This window comes from Micromonospora sp. IBSANI012, assembly GCF_052814045.1.
On sequence record NZ_CP199933.1, the window covers coordinates 4,788,834 to 4,804,939 of the forward strand.

Sequence of the window (16,106 nt, forward strand, 5' to 3'; positions counted from 1 at the left end):
TGACCGGTCCCCCTGACACGCCTCGGAGGCGACAATGCCCCAGCTCCGTACCGCGCCCCGCCGGCTGGTCGCGGCCGCCGGGGCGCTGCTGCTCGGCGCCGCGCTGACCGCCGTCGCCACCCCACCCGCCCGGGCCGCCGCCCCGCAGGACGTCGGGTACGTCCGCCTCGCGCACCTCTCCCCCGACACCCCCGCCGTGGACGTCTACCTCTCCGCGCCGGGCGCGGCCGAGCCCCGGGTCTTCCCCGCCGTCGGCTACGGCGTGGTCTCCGAGTACCTGACCCTGCCCGCCGGCCGGTACGCGGTGGCGATGCGCGAGGCGGGCGCCCCGGCCAGCCAACCACCGGTGCTCACCACCGAGGTGGCCGTCGAGGCCGGCGCGGCGTACACGGTCGCCGGGGTGGGCCGGCACGCCGACCTCGGCCTGCGGGTGCTCGCCGACGACCTCAGCGCCCCGGCTCCCGGGCAGGCCAAGGTCCGCGTCGTGCAGGCGTCGGTCCGGGCGCCGGTGATCGACGTCGCGGCGACCGACGGGCCGGCCATCGCCGACGCGGTCCGCTTCGCCACCACCACCGACTACCGCGAGGTCGAACCGGGACGCTGGCGGCTGCGGCTGGGCGGGGACAACGGCCCGACCACGGACGCCGAGGTCACCCTGAGCGGCGGCCGGGTCTACTCGCTGCTGGTGCTGGACGGCCGGCGCGGCGGACTCGCCACCGAGCTGCGCGAGGACGCCCGGGGCGGGGCGGTCACCCCGGCCGGCGGGGTGCCGGCGGGAGCCGGTGGGCTGGCCGGGCGCGGGCTCGGGGCGTACCCGATGGTGGCCGGCGCCCTGCTCGCGGCGGCCGTGGTGGTCGGGGCGGCGCTGCTGGTGCGGCGCCGGCGGCGACCGGTCTGGTGACCAGCCGGCCCGGCTTCGCGATCCGACGGCACCGCGACCGCCGGGCGCCGCTGGCCGCGCTGGTCGCGGCCAGCGCGGCGGTCTGCCTCGCCGCCGGCACCGGCGTCGGGCTGGCCGGCGAGGCCGCGCCGGTGCCACCGGCGAGCTGGCGGCCGGGCTGCGCCGACGGTTGCGCCACCACCGCCACCCCGCTGCCCGCGCCGCACGGTCCCCCCACCCGGGTACGCGTCGCGCGGATCGGCGTCGACGCCGACCTCGCGGTGCTCGGGCTGGACGCGGCCGGCCAGCTGGTCCCGCCGGCCGACTACGACCGGGCCGGCTGGTACGGCGGCGGCCCCGCGCCCGGCGACCCGGGGCCGGCGGTGATCGCCGGCCACCTCGACTCCCGCCGGGGGCCGGCCGTCTTCGCCCGCCTCGATGAGCTGCGCGCGGGCGACCGGATCGAGGTCTGGCGGGGCGGGCAACGGCTGGCCTTCCGGGTCACCGGGTCGTTGCGCACCCGCAAGGACGCCTTCCCCACCGCCACCGTGTACGGCCCCACCCCCGGCCCGGAGCTGCGCCTGGTCACCTGCGGCGGTGACTTCGACCGGCGCACCGGCCACTACCGGGACAACGTGGTGGTCTTCGCGGTCGCGGAGTCGTCGGCCGACCCGCTCCCCCGCTCGGCGGCCGACTGAGCGTCCGACCGGTCGGCGGTGCGTCAGACCGGTCGGCGGCCGGCGAAGCCGCACTCGGCGCGGTGGTACCAGCGCACGTCGGTGTCCCCCTCCAGCCAGCACCACAGCACCGGCCGGCCGTCGCGTTCGCCGGGGAAGTCCAGCAGCACCGGGGCGATGCCCTTGACCTGGATCTCGTGCCCGTTCAGCTCCTCCAACACGGCGTGCAGCCGGGCCTCCAGCCCCTTCACCTCGGCGCGGCCGCCGAGGGCCGAGACCCCCGAGGCCGCCAGGTCGGCGCGGAGTTCGGCGAGGTCGGCGCGGAGCCGGATCAGCTCGTCGACGCGGGGGCGCAGGGTGGCCACCAGGTGCCGGGCCTGGGCGAGAGTGAACACCCGGCCAGTATGGGCCACCGGGACGTCCTCGACCGGCCGAGACCGCGCCCAAAGAACCCCGGGACGGTGTGCCCCGGCACGCTTGCCGGCGGGCTCAGTCGGCCTGGGCGGCCAGCTCGCGGGCCCGGTCGCGGGCCGCCTCCAGCGCCGCCAGCATGGCCGCGCGGACGCCGTGGTTCTCCAGTTCACGGATGGCGGAGATGGTGGTGCCGGCCGGTGAGGTGACCGCCTCGCGCAGCTTCACCGGGTGCTCCCCGGAGTCGCGCAGCATCACCGCCGAGCCGATCGCGGTCTGCACGATCAGCTCGTGCGCCACCTGGCGGGGCAGGCCGAGCAGGATGCCCGCGTCGATCATGGCCTCGACCAGCAGGTAGAAGTACGCGGGACCGGAGCCGGAGAGCGCGGTGACCGCGTCCTGCTGGGATTCGGGCACCCGGATGGTGGCGCCGAGCGGGGTGAACATCTCCTCGGCCAGCTCCAGGTGCGCGCCGGTGGCGTGCGCGCCGGCCGAGATGGCGGTCATCGCCTGGTCGACCAGGGCCGGCGTGTTGGTCATCACCCGGACCACCGGGGTGCCGTCGGGCAGCCGGCGGGCGAAGAAGCCGGTGGGCAGGCCGGCGCAGAGCGAGATGACCAGCTTGTCCGGCGGGACCTTGGGGCCGATCTCGTCCAGCAGGGTCACCGCGTCCTGCGGCTTGACCGAGATCGCCAGCACCGCCGCCTCCTCGACCGCGGTGAGGTTGTCGACCACCCGTACGCCGTACCGGGCGGTCAGCTCCTCGGCGCGCGCCGGCCGCCGGGCGGTGGCCAGCAGCCGCTCCACCGGCCAGCCGGAGCGCAGCAGCCCGGAGAGCATCAGCTCGCCGATCTTGCCGGCGCCGATCACGGCGACCGTGTGCCTGCCCGGTGCCATCGCTGTGGTACCCCTTCCGTCACGGTGGCCGGCGGCGCGGCGGGTGATCCGTCGCGCCGCCGGCACCGGGCGATCAGCTGCCGAAGAAGACCTCGGCCTCGGCGTACCGCTCCAGCGGCACGGTCTTCAGCTCGCGGGTGGCGTCGGCCAGCGGCACCCGGACGATGTCCGTGCTCTGCATCGCGACCATCTTGCCCCAGTCGCCCTCGTGCGCCGCGTCGATCGCCTGCAGGCCGAGCCGGGTGGCGAGCACCCGGTCGAAGGCGGTCGGGGTGCCGCCGCGCTGGATGTGGCCGAGCACGACCGTGCGGGCCTCCTTGCCGGTCTTCGCCTCCAGCTGCTCGGCGAGCCACTGGCCGATGCCGCCGAGGCGGACGTGGCCGAACGAGTCGAGCTCCTGGTTGTGCAGCACCATCTGGCCGTCCAGCGGCTGGGCGCCCTCGGCGACCACCACGATCGGGGCGTACTGGTGCTGGAAGCGCTTCTCGACGTAGCCGGCGACCTGCTCGACGTCGAACTGCCGCTCCGGCAGCAGGATCACGTTGGCGCCGCCGGCGAGGCCGGCGTGCAGGGCGATCCAACCGGCGTGCCGGCCCATCACCTCGACCACCAGGGTGCGGTGGTGGCTCTCGGCGGTGGTGTGCAGCCGGTCGATGGCCTCCATCGCGATGTTGACCGCGGTGTCGAAGCCGAAGGTGTAGTCGGTGGCGCCGAGGTCGTTGTCGATGGTCTTCGGCACGCCGATCACGTTGACGCCCAGCTCGTGCAGCTTGGTGGCCACGCCGAGGGTGTCCTCGCCGCCGATCGCGATCAGGGCGTCGACGCCCTGCGCGGCGAGGTTCTCCTTGATCCGCTCCACCCCGTTTTCGATCTTGAACGGGTTGGTCCGGGACGAACCGAGGATGGTGCCGCCGCGCGGCAGGATGCCGCGGACCTCCGCGATGCCCAGCGGCCTGGACAGGCCCTCCAGCGGGCCCTTCCACCCGTCCTGGAAGCCCACGAACTCGTGACCGTAGGTGGCGACGCCCTTGCGGACCACCGCCCGAATGACCGCGTTGAGACCTGGGCAGTCGCCGCCGCCGGTGAGCACGCCGATACGCATGATCTGCTCATCCTCCTGGAGCATCAGGTGAAGCCCGGATAAGCCCCAGGATATGCGTCAGATCAGACCATCGGCGCCGTTGCCGGCCCGGGGCGGGCCGTCAGTGCGCACTGTAGTCGGCGCGGGGGCCCGCCGACACCGCGCCCCGGCCCGTCCCACCCGCCGAACCGGGCTACCGGTCAGTAGCTGACCTCGTGGTTCTCGCCCGCCCTCGGCGGCCTGCCGGTCACCGCCGCCCTGGCGAACCCGAGCAGGTTGACCACCGCGCCGCCCCGCGAGTCCCAGTACTCGGCGGAGTTGGCGTGCACCTTGATCAGCGTCAGGCCGGGGGTGTCCAGGCCGTCCGGGAACCAGGTCTTCAGCAGCGGGTTCCACAGCTGCTCGGCCTTCGCCCGGTCGTAGCTCTCCTGGGCGGTGCCGGAGACCGACACCCAGGCGTCGTGCCGCTGGTCGGAGAAGGCGACGTTCACCTCCGGGTTGACCCGGATCTGGCGCACCTTCGGCGAGTCCGCGTAGGCGAAGAACCACAGGTCGCCGTCGAACTCCGCTTCCTGCAACCCCATCGGCCGGCTCACCATCCGCCCGTCCACGCCGATGGTGGTCAGCATGCAGATCCGGGCCTGCCGGATCAGCTCGGTCACCCGGCGGCGGGCGTCGGCGGCGCTGGTCGGGTCACTGCTCATCGTGAACTCCCTCGCATCGGCTCGTCGGACCGGTGCCCAGGACAGAACGGGTCAAACCCGCATTGCCTCACCGGCCTGTCATCACCGGCCCGTCATCGCCCGCCAGCGCGCCAGGTTGTGCCGGGCGTCGACCAGGGCGTCGTGCCGGTCGGCGTCGGCGTCGGGCAGCTTCGGCCGACCCCGGTCGTCCCAGAGCTGACGCAGCTCCTTGGTGAACCGGGGAATCTCCCGGGGCAGCGCCGGCATCGCCCCCCAGAGCTGGGCCAGCACCACGTGGTCGTACGCGGCGTACCAGGCCCAGAGTTCGAGCTGCTCGCCCGGGCGGTCGCGGACCGGCTCCAGCAGGAAGTCGTAGAGGTCGTCGCGGATGCGCTCGCGCGAGCGCCAGGCGCGGTCGGCCGGGGACGGCAGCTTGTCGAGCACGTTGCGGCGCACCCAGGGCACGGCGCGGGAGTCGTCGAACTGGGTGGAGACCGCGTAGAACTCGCGGCCGTACTCGTCGACGACACCGATCGACACGAGGTCGACGATGAGGCCGTCCTCGATGAATTCGCAGTCGTAGAAATAGCGGTAGACCATCGCGTCAATCCTCGCCTACGCCCGGCGGCCTCCGCCGCCCGGGTCCGTTCCCGGCCGGCTGCCCACCCTTGCCGCGGGGGCGAAACCGCACCTCAGCCGGCACCCCGACCCCGACCGGCGGCGTCACGTAGACGATTTGAGGGGTGTACAGCAAGCGACTGGACCGTCATGATCTGATGTGTACCGCTACCGGACGCCGAACCGGTGTCAGTTCACCTCTTCAGGGGCCGTCAGGTTCACCCGGTGAGCGAGTTGTGGTCCTTGACCGGGGAGGGGTTGGGCCGTGGAGATGCGCCTACCGGAGCCGGGTGACGCCCTCACGGGCGTGGAGATGTTCGCCGGGCTGGAGCCGGAGGTGCGGCAGCGGGTGATCGCCGCGGCGGTGCCGCGCACATACCGCAAGGGCCAGCTGCTCTTCGTGGAGAACGACCCGGGCGAGTCGCTGATCGTGCTGCGCCGGGGGGCGGTGGCGGTGTTCCGCACCGCGCCGACCGGCGAACGGGCGGTGCTGTCGGTGATCCGACCGCCGGACGTGCTCGGCGAGGTCTCGCTGCTGGACGCCTCCACCCGCTCGGCGTCCGCCGAGGCGATCGAGGACAGCGCCGCGCTGGCCCTGTCCCGGCCCGCCTTCATGGAGCTGGTGCACTCCAACCCGCGCATCCTGGACGCGGTGATGCGCTCGCTGGGCGGCCTGATCCGCCGGCTGACCGAGCAGAACGCCGACCACGTCTTCCTGGACCTGCCCGGCCGGGTGGCCAAGACCCTGGTCCGGCTGGCCGGCGAGAGCCAGGCCCCGATGATCACCATCGAGCTCAACCAGAGCCAACTCGCCGAGATGGCCGGCGGCTCCCGGCAGAGCGTCAACCAGGCGATCGGCTCCTTCGCCAGCCGGGGCTGGCTGCGGACCGAGGGTCGCCGGATCGTCGTCACCGACGTGTCGGCGCTGCGCCGCCGGGCCGGGATGAACGACCGCTGACCGCGCGACGCGGCCGGGCGCTGCCTGCGCCGGCCGCGTCGTCGGCTCACCGCCCCCGGCTCACGGGGTGGTGCTGGTCGGCCCCGCCCAACTGGTAGTGGTGCCGGTCGGCCCGGCCCAGTCGGTGCCGTCCTTGCCGCCACCGGACTGCTCGCTGACGATCCCCTCGGCCTGGAGCACGGCCAGCGTGGCGGCGTCGACGTCGACCGACTCCCCCGCGGAGTGGGCGACGCCGTCACCGTCGGTCCAGTTGCTCTCCAGCTTCACATACACCATGATCTCTCCCCTTGATCATTGATGGGATTTTCGGCCGCCTGAATGTAGCTCTCCCAACCGGCCGGAGGAGTGTCCACAAGCCAACAGCCCGGTACCTGACAGCGCCGGCAACGGCGATACTCACGGTGGACACCGGGCGACGACCGGCAGGCAGACCCACCCAGTGGAGGGCGTCATCTCCGCGCAGTGTGACCGTTGTGGACGTACCGCCGCCGACGGCGACCGCTTCTGCGGTGGCTGTGGGACGGAGCTGGGTGCGCTCTGCCCGCACTGCCTACGGCCGCTCGCCACCGACGCGGTGTTCTGCACCTCGTGCGGCGCGCCCCGCGCCGGCTCCGGCCGGCCCGTCGCGACCCCGCAGGAGGACCGCCGCCGGGTCAGCGTGCTCTTCGTCGACCTGATCGACTTCACGCCGTACGTCGAACGGGCCGACCCCGAGCAGGTCCGCGGCATGCAGACCGGCTTCTTCTCCGCCGCCAAGCGGGTCGTCGGGCAGTACGGCGGGGTGGTCGAGAAGTACATCGGCGACGCGGTGATGGCGCTGTTCGGCGCCCCGGTGGCCACCGAGACCGACGCGCTGCGCTGCGTGCGGGCCGGGCTGGAGCTGCAACGGGTGCTCACCCGGTTCGCCCCCACCGGCGCCGACGAGCTGCGCTTCCGGGTGGGCGTGGCGACCGGCGAGGCGCTGGTCGACGTGGCCGCCGCCCGCGACGGCGGGCAGGCCATCGTCGCCGGCGACGTGGTCAACACCGCCTCCCGGATGCAGTCGGTGTCGCCGCCCGGCGGGGTGCTGGTCTGCGGCAACACCCACGCGCTGACCAAGGACGCCATCCGGTACGCCGAGCAGCCGCCGGTCACCCTGCGCGGGCGTTCCTCGCCCACCGAGGTCTGGCTGGCCCTGTCCCCGGTCCGCCGGCAGCCGACCGACCGGGAACCCGACACCACCCCGCTGATCGACCGCGAACACGAGCTGGGCCTGCTGGTCAACGCCCTGCACCGGTCGCTGCGGGACCGCCGGCCCCAGGTGGTGACGCTCTTCGGCCGGGCCGGCATCGGCAAGAGCCGGCTGATCCGGGAGCTGTACCGGCACTCCGGGCGGCTGGTCGACGAGCCGGTGAGCTGGCGTACCGGGCGGTGCCCGCCGTTCGGCGAGAACGTCACGTTCGCCGCGCTGGCCGACATCGTCAAGACCGAGGCCGGCATCCTGGACACCGACCCGGCCCCCACCGCGTCCCGCCGGCTGAGCGCGGCGGTGGCCGAGCTGGTCGGCCCCGGCGAGCGGGACCGGCTGGTCGACGCGCTGCGCCCGCTGGTCGGGCTCGCCGGCGTCACAATGCCCGCCGAGGAGACCGAGTCGGCCTGGCGTCGCTTCCTGCTGGCGCTGGCCGCCCGCCGTCCCACCGTGCTGGTCTTCGAGGACCTGCACTGGGCCGACGACGCGATGCTGCGCTTCGTCGAGCTGCTCGGCGCCGGCGCCCGGGACGTGCCGCTGCTGCTGCTCTGCACCGCCCGCCCGGAGCTGGTGGACCGGGACCCGAGCTGGGCGGGCACCATCACCGGCTCGGTGACGATCACCCTCCCGCCGCTGCGCGACACCGGCATCGCCTCGCTCTACGCGCACATGTTCGGCCAGGCGGCCTTCTCCGCCGACATGCTCAGCCCGCTGATCGAGGTGGCCGGGGGCAACCCGCTCTACGCCCACGAGTACGTGCGGATGCTGATCGAACAGGGCGCGCTGCGCCAGTCCGGGCGGGGCTGGTCGCTGGAGAAGCACCTCGAACTGCCGATGCCCGAAAGCGTGCACTCGGTCATCGCCAACCGCGTCGACCTGCTCGACGCCAAGGACCGCGCGGTGCTGCTCGCCGCCTCGGTGGTGGGCGTGCAGTTCTGGCCGGGCGCGGTGGCCGCCGCGCTGGGCCAGCCGGTCGAGTCGGTGGAGCGGTCCCTGCGCCGGCTGGAGCAGCGCGACTTCGTCCACGAGCAGGCGGCGTCCACGATGGCCGGGCAGCCGGAGTTCCGGTTCCGGCACGTGCTGGTGCGCGACGTCTGCTACCAGCGGCTGCCGCGTACCGAGCGGGTGGCCCGGCACGAGCGGACGGCGGGCTGGCTGGACGCGCTGTCGCAGAGCCGGGACACCGACCTGGCCGAGGTGCTGGCGCACCACCGCTGGGCGGCCCACGAGATCGCCCGCACGCTGGGCATGCCGACCCAGCGGTACGCCGGCCCCGCGCGGGCCGCGCTGCACCGGGCGGCCCGCCGCGCGTACGCCCTGCACGGGCTGGACGCCGCGGCCAGCCACGCGGGCCGCGCCCTCGGCCTGGCCGACGACAGCGACCCGGTCGACCGGCTGCAACTGGAGCTGCTGAGCACCGAGATCTCGTTCTACCGCGACGGCAACGCCTTCCTCTCCGGCGGCGGCCCGGAGCAGCTGCACGCGCTGGCCGACCGGCTGCTCGCGCACGACGACGACGCCTGCGCGGCCCGGGCGTGGACGCTGCTCGGCCAGGCCGCCTGGCTGCGCGCCGACCGCAGCGCCGCGGTGGCCTGTCTGGACCGGGCGGTCGCGCTCTTCGCGCCGCTGCCGGACAGCGCCCAGAAGGCGGACGCGCACGCCGAGCTGGGCCGGCTGCACATGCTCAACTACGAGCGGGACGCGGCGGTCGCCGCCGCCGAGACGGCGGCCGGGATCGGCGAGCGCCTGGGCCTGGCGGAGATCCGCACCAACGCCCGGATCACCGCGGCCACCGCCCGCTACCAGGCCGGCGACCGGGCCGGCCTGGACGAGCTGCACGCGCTGGTCGAGTTGAGCCGGACCCAGCAGCTGCTCGCCCTGCCCCGGGCGTTGCAGAACCTCGCCTTCGCGCTGCGCGAGGAGGGCGACTGGCTGCGCTCCGACGCGCTGCTGTCGACCGCGCCGGCCGCCCGGGGCAGCGGGCAGACCCTCGCCACCAGCTACTCCGGCGAGGCGATGCGGGCGTACTTCGACGGCGACTTCGGCCGGCTGCTGGCCGCCGCCGACGCGTTCGTGGACACCCCCACCGGCGGCTGGGACATGCAGGTGCGCGGCCTGCGCTCGTGCCTGCTGGTGCTGCGGGGCCTGCCGGTGCCCCCGGCGCCACGCCCGCTCCCGGCCGCCGGGGACGAGCCGGCCGCCGTGGGAGCCGAGCGGCACCGCGACGACGTGGCGGCGGCGCTGGAGACGGCCCGCCGCAGCGGGTTCCACCGGCCCTACTGGACGATGCTCGGGATGGCCGCGCTCTGCCGGGCGTTGCAGGGACGACTCGACGAGGCGGCCGCGCTGGTGGACGAGCTGGCCGACGCGTGGACGGCCGTACCGGCGCTGGCCAGCGGCGAGTGGATCGCCGCGGCGGCGTACGCGGCGACGCTGGCCGGCCGGGACGCCGCCGTACGGGTCCGGGCGATGCTGGACCAGTTGGCCCACCGCACCCCGTGGTCGGAGGCGGCGCTGCGCACCGTGACCGGGGCGCTGGCCGCGGCGGACGGCGACCACCGGCGCGCCGGCGAGCTGCACCTGGCCGGGGCGGAGATCTACGCCCGGATCCCGGACGTCACCGACCGGGTGCTGGCCCTGGCGCTGGCGGCGGCGGAGCTGACCCTGGCCGGCGACCCGGCGGGCCGGGCACCGCTCGCCGAGGTGCGCACCTTCGCCCTGCGCAACGACGCCCCGGGCCTGCTGGACCTGGCCCGCGGCCCGGTGTCGCAGACCGGCCCCGCCCTCGCCTCCTGACCCCCACCCCCACCCCCACCCACCACCCCGGCCCAAGATCCGCCTACTTTCAGAGAAAGAGTGGCTATTCCGCGCGGAATAGCCACGCTTTCCGTGAAACTGCAGCTCACGGCAGCATGTGGCGGGGTGTGTGGGCGGGGAGATCGGCCGGGTGGGTCAGGCGGCGATCGGCTCGCGGGCGAGCGGCTCGGCGGGGGGCTGGTTCTTCAGCTTCGCGGCGTACATGTCGATGTACTCGCGACCGGAGAGTTCCATCAGCTCGTACATGATCTCGTCGGTCACCGCCCGCTCGACGAAGCGGTCGCCGGCCAGGCCGGCGTAGCGGGAGAAGTCCAGCGGCGGGCCGAACCGGATCCGGACCCGGGCGATCTTGGGGATCAGCTTGCCGGGCGGCTGGATCTCGTCGAGGTTGAGCATCGCCACCGGGACCACCGGGGCGCCGCTCTCCAGCGCGAGCCGGGCCACCCCGGTCTTGCCCCGGTACAGCCGCCCGTCGGGCGACCGGGTCCCCTCCGGGTAGATCCCGGCGACGCCGCCGGCCCGCAGCACGCTGAGCTGGGTGTCCAGGGCGGCCTGGGCGGCGCGGCCGCCGGAGCGGTCGACCGGGATGCAGCCGGCGACGCCGGCGAAGAACGCCTTGGTGAGCCAGCCTTTGATGCCCTTACCGGTGAAGTATTCCGCCTTGGCCACGAAAGTGACTTTTCGCGGCACGATCAGCGGGGTGAAGATCGAATCCGAGAACGAGAGATGGTTGCTGGCGAGGATCACCGGACCGGTCTCCGGCACGTGGTGCAGCCCCTCCACCCGGGGTCGGAAGATCAGCCTGAGCAGCGGGCCGAGGATGATGTACTTCATCAGCCAGTACAGCAACGGTGTCCTTCCGGAGCAGGGGCGGGCGACACACCGGAGGACCGGCCGGTGGGCCACCGGGCGGACCCGGCGACCGCGCCGTAAATGGCCGTCGGCGGGCGGGATCGTCGGCCATGAGCCTACGAACCGGGAGCGGCACGCCACAACGCACTCCCGGAACCGGGTCCGGACGTGTCACGATTCAGGGCACGGCGTACGGGGCGCCGACACAACCGCACCGTGAGGTGCGCCGAGGAGGATGTCCGGTGTCAGCGGGTGGGGCCCGCCGGGGGCGGCGGGACAACGGGCTCGACGCGAGCGAGTACGCCGTCGCGGGCGACGTCGATCCGCGCGTCGGCGAGCACCTGCTCGACGTGCTCGCCGCCGGCGGGATCGCGGCCTACCTCCAGCCGTCGGCCGACCTCAACCCGATCACCCGCACCACCACCGTCCCGGCCCGGCCGGTCGACCGGCTCTACGTGGACCGCTCGCACCTGACCACCGCCCGGGACTACCTCACCCAGCTCGCCGACGAGTCGACCCCGGAGCCGCCGCGCGGCGAGCCGGACGTCGACGCCGAGTGGGACCGGATCGTGGCCGCCTTCCACACCGCCCCGGCCGCCGGCAGCCACCCCTGGCCCGCCGCCGAGGACGTCGACGACGACCCGACCGATCCGACCGGCCCGGCCGGCGCGCCGGCGACCCGCACCGAGGAGGCCACCGGCCCGACCGCCACCGACGTGCGGCGGCTGCCGTACGCGGCGGACATCTCCGGTGTCTCGGTGAGCCGGCCGCGGGCCGAGGAGCCGTCGCTGCTGGACGGTCTGGACACCTTCGGCGCCGACCTGCCGGGCGAGGAGGACGAGGGCTACACCCCGCCCCCGCCCCCGCCGCTGCCCCGGGTGTCGAAGTACGCGGTGGTCGGCGTGCTGGCGATCGTGCTCGGCTTCGTGCTCTTCCTCAACCCGGCGCTGCTGCCGGTGGACGCCTCGGTGGTGACCCTGCTCGGGTTCACCGGCATCCTCGCCGGCTTCGTCACGCTGATCTGGCGGCTGCGCCCCGGCGACGAGGACGACGAGGATCCGGACGACGGCGCGGTCGTCTGACGCTCCCCGCCCGATCGGCACGCTTCGCCCGTATCCCGGGACGGCCACGCCCCCGCCGCCGAGGTAACAGTGGTGTAACTTACGGTCAGTAGGAATACCGCTGTCCGTCACTTCCCCCTCCGGCTGCCCGGTTGTTCCTCCCTCGCGGTGGTCGGCCCGCTGCGGATCGGAATGCCCGAGATGCGACAGAATTCCAGTTCCCTCGTGGTGGTGGCCAATCGGCTCCCCATCGACGACAGCGTGGCGCCCGACGGTGCCTGCGAGTGGCGCCGCAGCCCCGGTGGGCTGGTCAGCGCGCTGCACCCGCTGCTGCGACACACCCCGGCCACCTGGGTCGGCTGGGCCGGCGGCACCGGTCCCGCGCCCCGCCTGCCCGACATCGACGGCGTCCGCATGCACTCCGTCGCGCTCACCGCCGAGGACCTGCGCGACCACTACGAGGGCTTCGCCAACGCCACCCTCTGGCCGCTCTACCACGACGCCGTCGAGCAGCCGGTATACCACCGCCGCTGGTGGGAGGCGTACCAGCGGGTCAACCAGCGGTTCGCCGAGGCGGCCGCGGCGGTGGCCGAGCCGGGCGGCCTGGTCTGGGTGCAGGACTACCACCTGCAACTGGTTCCCGGCCTGCTCCGGGCGCTCCGGCCGGACCTGCGCATCGGCTTCTTCCTGCACGTGCCGTTCCCACCGCCGGAGCTGTTCATGCAACTCCCCCGGCGGGCCGAGCTGCTGCGCGGCATGCTCGGCGCCGACCTGATCGGCTTCCAGCGGGCCCAGGCCGCGCACAACTTCGCCCAGCTGGTGGTGAAGGTGCTCGACCTGCCGGCCACCGACCGGCGGATCGGCGTCGACGACCGGGTGGTGCGGGTCGGGGCGTACCCGGTCTCGATCGACACGGCCGAGATGGCCGCGCTCGCCGGCCGTCCCGACGTGACCGCCCGGGCCCGCCGGCTGCGCCACGACCTCGGCGACCCGCAGCAGGTGATCCTCAGCGTCGACCGGATGGACTACACCAAGGGCATCGAGCAGCGGCTCAAGGCCTACAGCGAGCTGCTGGCCAGCGGTCACGTCAAGGTCCGGGACACGGTGCTGGTCCAGGTGGCGGTGCCCAGCCGGGAGCGGGTCGGCCAGTACCAGATCCTGCGGGACCGGGTGGAGCGCGAGGTCGGCCGGATCAACGGCGAGTTCGGCCGGGTCGGCGAGCCGGCCATCCACTACCTCACCCAGCACTTCGACCGGGCCGAGCTGGCCGCCCTCTACCGGGTCGCCGACGTGATGGCGGTGACCCCGCTGCGGGACGGGATGAACCTGGTCGCCAAGGAGTACGTCGCCGCCCGGGTCGACGACACCGGCGCGCTGCTGCTCAGCGAGTTCGCCGGCGCGGCGGCCGAGCTGGAGCAGGCGTACCTGGTCAACCCGCACGACCTGGAGGGCCTGAAGCAGATGCTGCTCACCGCGCTGCGGGCCAGCCCGGACGACGTCGGCGACCGGATGCGGGCGATGCGGGCGCACCTGCACCGCCACGACATCCGCGCCTGGGCCCGCTCCTACCTCAGCGCGCTGGACCAGACCGGCTCGCTGGTCACCCGGCTGGGCAGCACCGGCTGACCCAGGTCACACCCGCTGCGGGTCCTTGACCAGCCAGTCGAGGATCGCGTCGATCGGCTCCCGCCACCGGGCGTCGAGCATCAGGTCGTGCCCCATGCCGGGGAAGAGCAGCGGAGCCGAGCCGTACCGGCGGGCGGCCCGGGTCAGCGCGGCCGGTGGCACCACCCGGTCGTCCGGGCTGCCCAGCACCAGCACCGGCGGGCGACCCACCGGCGGCTCGGCCTCCCGGCCGGCCAGCAGCTGCCACTGCGCGCGCCGCCCGGCCCGGCCGAGCCGCGCGACGTGCCGGCGGGCGTCGGCCTCGGGCAGCTCCCCGCTGAACAGCTGCCGGCGGTGCAGCCGCAGGCCGCCGCCGAACAGCGCGGGCAGCGTGCCCACCGGGTTGCGGCGCAGCGCCACGCCGGCCGTCGACCAGCCACCCAGCACCGGCGCGACCAGCACCGCGGCCCGGGCCGGGTAGCGGGCCAGCGCGTGGGTCACCACGAGCGCCCCGGCGCCGTGCCCCACCAGCACCGCCTGGCGCGGCAGGCCCGCCGCCACCTGGACCACGTCATGGGTGTACGCCCGCAGCGTCGCCTCCGGCGCCGGCTCGCTGCCGCCGTGCCCGCGCAGGCTCAGCGCGTACGCCGCGAAGCCGCGCGACGCGGCGTGCTCCAGCCAGTGCTCGGCGAACGCCCAGGCCCCGTGCCCGAAGCCGGGGACGAAGAGCAGCGGTGGCCGCCCCTCCTCCAGCTCCGGGGCCGCGCCCAGCACCTCCCGCCGGGCCGGGCGGACCGGGCGGGCCCACTCCCGGCCCCGCATGATCCGCAGCCGCTCGCTCACCGGTGGCCCTCCAGCTCGTACAGGGCGCGCTGTACGGCGCGCAGGTAGTCGGCGTGGCCCACCTCGAACCAGTGCCGGCTGCTGTCCTTGACCTTGCCGGAGTACCGCTCACCGGCACCGGCCTCCACCTTGGACGCGAACGCGGCGGCCCGCTCCGGGCGGCCCAGCCGGGCCTGGAGCAGCCGGGCGAAGAGCACGGTCTGCCAGTGCGACAGGGGGAAGATGCCGGAGTCCGGCTGGACCAGGCCGGCCACCGCGAGCGTCGGGTACCCGGGGACGAGGGCGTTGAGCCAGAGCCGGGGGCGACCCGAGGCGTCGTCGTCGCCGAGCACCTTCGGGTCGAGGAACTCGAAGCGGGGCAGGTAGCCGGTGGCGAAGACGACCAGTTCCGGGTCGATCTCCCGCCCGTCGGTGAGGGTGACCCCGCCGGCGTGGAACCGGGCCAGCTCCGGCACCGGGGTGATCTCGCCGTGGCCGACGTAGTAGACCAGCTGGCTGTTGGCGATCGGGTGGGTCTCGTAGACCCGGTGGTCGGGCTTCGGCAGGCCGAACCGGGTCAGGTCGCCGACGGTCAGCCGCAGCGTCCAGTGGTAGAGCCACTGCCGGACCCGCAGCGGCACGCGCAGCGCGAGCAGGGCGTCGTTGACCTGGTCGGCCGGGCGGCCGAGGACGTACTTCGGGGCGTACCAGTAGCCGCGGCGGGTGGAGTGCCAGCAGCGCGACGCCTGCTGGGCGGCCTCGACCGCGATGTCGCAGCCGGTGTTGCCCGCGCCGACCACCAGCACCCGCTTGCCGCGCAGCTGCGCGGGGTCCTTGTAGGACGAGGCGTGCATGACCTCGCCCCGGAACTCCTCCAGCCCCTCGTAGCGGGGCAGCTTCGGCGACCAGTTGTGGCCGTTGGCGACCACCACGGCGGCGTAGCGGGAGGTGCGCTCGGGGCCGTACCCGCCGGTGCTGCGGGTGGTGACGTCCCAGCGGTCGCCGGTTACCGGCTCGACCCGGACGACCTCGGTGCCGAACCAGATGTGCTGGCGCAGGTCGAAGTGGTCGGCGTAGCGCTCGAAGTAGGACAGCAGCTGGCTGTGGTGCGGGTAGTCCGGCCAGGAGTCCGGCATCGGGAAGTCGGGGAACTGGGTGAACGGCCGCGACGAGATCAGGTGGGTGCTGGCGTACACCGGGCTGCGGTCGTGCCGCCAGTTCCACGCGCCGCCGACGCCGGTCTCCCGCTCGTAGCAGTCGACGCCGAAGCCGTGCTCTTTCAGGTTCTTCACGGCGGTCAGGCCGCTGGCGCCGGCGCCGATGACGCAGACCGTGTCGCCCCGGTCGGCGACCGGGCGGCCGTCCCGGCTCGGGGTGAGCGTGGTCTCCGGATCGGGCCGGCCGTGCTCGGTGGAGGGGGGCACCGGGGAATCTCCTTATGTGCGGCACGAACGCCGGTTCGACGGGCATCCTCCCCGTACCCGCAGTCGGTTGTCCAGCCCGGCACTCCGGGCGC

Annotated in this window: 15 protein-coding genes; 6 read left to right on the forward strand and 9 right to left on the reverse strand. The window is 74.4% G+C overall.

Features of this window, described 5'->3' with window-relative positions; all coding sequences use genetic code 11:
* The first annotated feature begins 34 nt into the window (after nucleotides 1-34).
* Nucleotides 35-901, forward strand: coding sequence for a DUF4397 domain-containing protein (locus ACTWM8_RS22030; protein WP_446210689.1), 867 nt, complete (start codon nucleotides 35-37; stop codon nucleotides 899-901).
* Entirely contained in the window at nucleotides 898-1,578 is a 681-nt protein-coding gene (locus ACTWM8_RS22035) for a class F sortase (RefSeq protein WP_446210690.1), read from the forward strand. The genes ACTWM8_RS22030 and ACTWM8_RS22035 overlap by 4 nt, the downstream gene beginning before the upstream one ends.
* 23 nt (nucleotides 1,579-1,601) lie before the next feature.
* On the opposite strand, the gene ACTWM8_RS22040 is transcribed toward ACTWM8_RS22035, so the two are convergent.
* From ACTWM8_RS22040 to ACTWM8_RS22060, 5 genes are all read right to left on the reverse strand, one after another.
* A complete protein-coding gene (locus tag ACTWM8_RS22040; RefSeq protein WP_446210691.1) occupies nucleotides 1,602-1,952 on the reverse strand; it encodes a DUF2203 family protein in 351 nt (116 codons plus the stop codon).
* 94 nt (nucleotides 1,953-2,046) lie between these two features.
* Nucleotides 2,047-2,865: a pyrroline-5-carboxylate reductase gene (proC, locus tag ACTWM8_RS22045; RefSeq protein WP_446210692.1), complete on the reverse strand. Its 819-nt coding sequence runs from the start codon at nucleotides 2,863-2,865 to the stop codon at nucleotides 2,047-2,049.
* Nucleotides 2,866-2,938: 73 nt separating this feature from the next.
* The gene (locus tag ACTWM8_RS22050) at nucleotides 2,939-3,967 is read right to left on the reverse strand and encodes a 6-phosphofructokinase (RefSeq protein WP_446214630.1); all 1,029 of its coding nucleotides are present in this window, start codon (nucleotides 3,965-3,967) and stop codon (nucleotides 2,939-2,941) included.
* Between the two features lie 179 nt (nucleotides 3,968-4,146).
* Nucleotides 4,147-4,650 (reverse strand): pyridoxamine 5'-phosphate oxidase family protein, encoded by a 504-nt coding sequence (locus tag ACTWM8_RS22055; RefSeq protein WP_446210693.1) that lies wholly within the window; start codon nucleotides 4,648-4,650, stop codon nucleotides 4,147-4,149.
* 81 nt (nucleotides 4,651-4,731) lie between these two features.
* Complete coding sequence (locus tag ACTWM8_RS22060; protein WP_154943925.1) at nucleotides 4,732-5,229, reverse strand: polyadenylate-specific 3'-exoribonuclease AS; 498 nt, start codon at nucleotides 5,227-5,229, stop codon at nucleotides 4,732-4,734.
* 283 nt (nucleotides 5,230-5,512) lie between these two features.
* On the opposite strand from ACTWM8_RS22060, the gene ACTWM8_RS22065 reads away from it, so the two are divergent.
* Nucleotides 5,513-6,205, forward strand: a complete 693-nt coding sequence (locus ACTWM8_RS22065; RefSeq protein ID WP_088961072.1) for a Crp/Fnr family transcriptional regulator — start codon at nucleotides 5,513-5,515, stop codon at nucleotides 6,203-6,205.
* A gap of 60 nt (nucleotides 6,206-6,265) precedes the next feature.
* On the opposite strand, the gene ACTWM8_RS22070 is transcribed toward ACTWM8_RS22065, so the two are convergent.
* Nucleotides 6,266-6,481 (reverse strand): hypothetical protein, encoded by a 216-nt coding sequence (locus tag ACTWM8_RS22070; protein WP_446210694.1) that lies wholly within the window; start codon nucleotides 6,479-6,481, stop codon nucleotides 6,266-6,268.
* 163 nt (nucleotides 6,482-6,644) lie between these two features.
* On the opposite strand from ACTWM8_RS22070, the gene ACTWM8_RS22075 reads away from it, so the two are divergent.
* The gene (locus ACTWM8_RS22075) at nucleotides 6,645-10,229 is read left to right on the forward strand and encodes an ATP-binding protein (RefSeq protein WP_446210695.1); all 3,585 of its coding nucleotides are present in this window, start codon (nucleotides 6,645-6,647) and stop codon (nucleotides 10,227-10,229) included.
* Between the two features lie 156 nt (nucleotides 10,230-10,385).
* On the opposite strand, the gene ACTWM8_RS22080 is transcribed toward ACTWM8_RS22075, so the two are convergent.
* Nucleotides 10,386-11,099 (reverse strand): lysophospholipid acyltransferase family protein, encoded by a 714-nt coding sequence (locus tag ACTWM8_RS22080; protein WP_446210696.1) that lies wholly within the window; start codon nucleotides 11,097-11,099, stop codon nucleotides 10,386-10,388.
* 245 nt (nucleotides 11,100-11,344) lie between these two features.
* Here ACTWM8_RS22080 and ACTWM8_RS22085 point away from each other — a divergent pair, with 245 nt between their 5' ends.
* Together ACTWM8_RS22085 and ACTWM8_RS22090 are read left to right on the forward strand one after the other, a co-directional pair.
* Nucleotides 11,345-12,184, forward strand: coding sequence for a DUF308 domain-containing protein (locus ACTWM8_RS22085; RefSeq protein WP_446210697.1), 840 nt, complete (start codon nucleotides 11,345-11,347; stop codon nucleotides 12,182-12,184).
* Between the two features lie 180 nt (nucleotides 12,185-12,364).
* A complete protein-coding gene (locus tag ACTWM8_RS22090; RefSeq protein ID WP_446210698.1) occupies nucleotides 12,365-13,789 on the forward strand; it encodes an alpha,alpha-trehalose-phosphate synthase (UDP-forming) in 1,425 nt (474 codons plus the stop codon).
* Between the two features lie 6 nt (nucleotides 13,790-13,795).
* On the opposite strand, the gene ACTWM8_RS22095 is transcribed toward ACTWM8_RS22090, so the two are convergent.
* Together ACTWM8_RS22095 and ACTWM8_RS22100 are read right to left on the reverse strand one after the other, a co-directional pair.
* Nucleotides 13,796-14,590, reverse strand: a complete 795-nt coding sequence (locus ACTWM8_RS22095; protein ID WP_446214631.1) for an alpha/beta hydrolase — start codon at nucleotides 14,588-14,590, stop codon at nucleotides 13,796-13,798.
* A gap of 17 nt (nucleotides 14,591-14,607) precedes the next feature.
* Complete coding sequence (locus ACTWM8_RS22100; protein WP_446210699.1) at nucleotides 14,608-16,014, reverse strand: flavin-containing monooxygenase; 1,407 nt, start codon at nucleotides 16,012-16,014, stop codon at nucleotides 14,608-14,610.
* Between the last annotated feature and the right edge of the window lie 92 nt (nucleotides 16,015-16,106).

Excerpts from the sequence above, each read along its gene's own strand:
- ACTWM8_RS22050 (WP_446214630.1), bottom strand. The coding sequence starts at position 3,967 with ATGCGTATCGGCGTGCTCACCGGCGGCGGCGACTGCCCAGGTCTCAAC.
- proC (WP_446210692.1), bottom strand. The coding sequence starts at position 2,865 with ATGGCACCGGGCAGGCACACGGTCGCCGTGATCGGCGCCGGCAAGATC.
- ACTWM8_RS22030 (WP_446210689.1), top strand. The coding sequence starts at position 35 with ATGCCCCAGCTCCGTACCGCGCCCCGCCGGCTGGTCGCGGCCGCCGGG.
- ACTWM8_RS22070 (WP_446210694.1), bottom strand. The coding sequence starts at position 6,481 with ATGGTGTATGTGAAGCTGGAGAGCAACTGGACCGACGGTGACGGCGTC.
- ACTWM8_RS22055 (WP_446210693.1), bottom strand. The coding sequence starts at position 4,650 with ATGAGCAGTGACCCGACCAGCGCCGCCGACGCCCGCCGCCGGGTGACC.
- ACTWM8_RS22090 (WP_446210698.1), top strand. The coding sequence starts at position 12,365 with ATGCGACAGAATTCCAGTTCCCTCGTGGTGGTGGCCAATCGGCTCCCC.
- ACTWM8_RS22060 (WP_154943925.1), bottom strand. The coding sequence starts at position 5,229 with ATGGTCTACCGCTATTTCTACGACTGCGAATTCATCGAGGACGGCCTC.
- ACTWM8_RS22095 (WP_446214631.1), bottom strand. The coding sequence starts at position 14,590 with ATGCGGGGCCGGGAGTGGGCCCGCCCGGTCCGCCCGGCCCGGCGGGAG.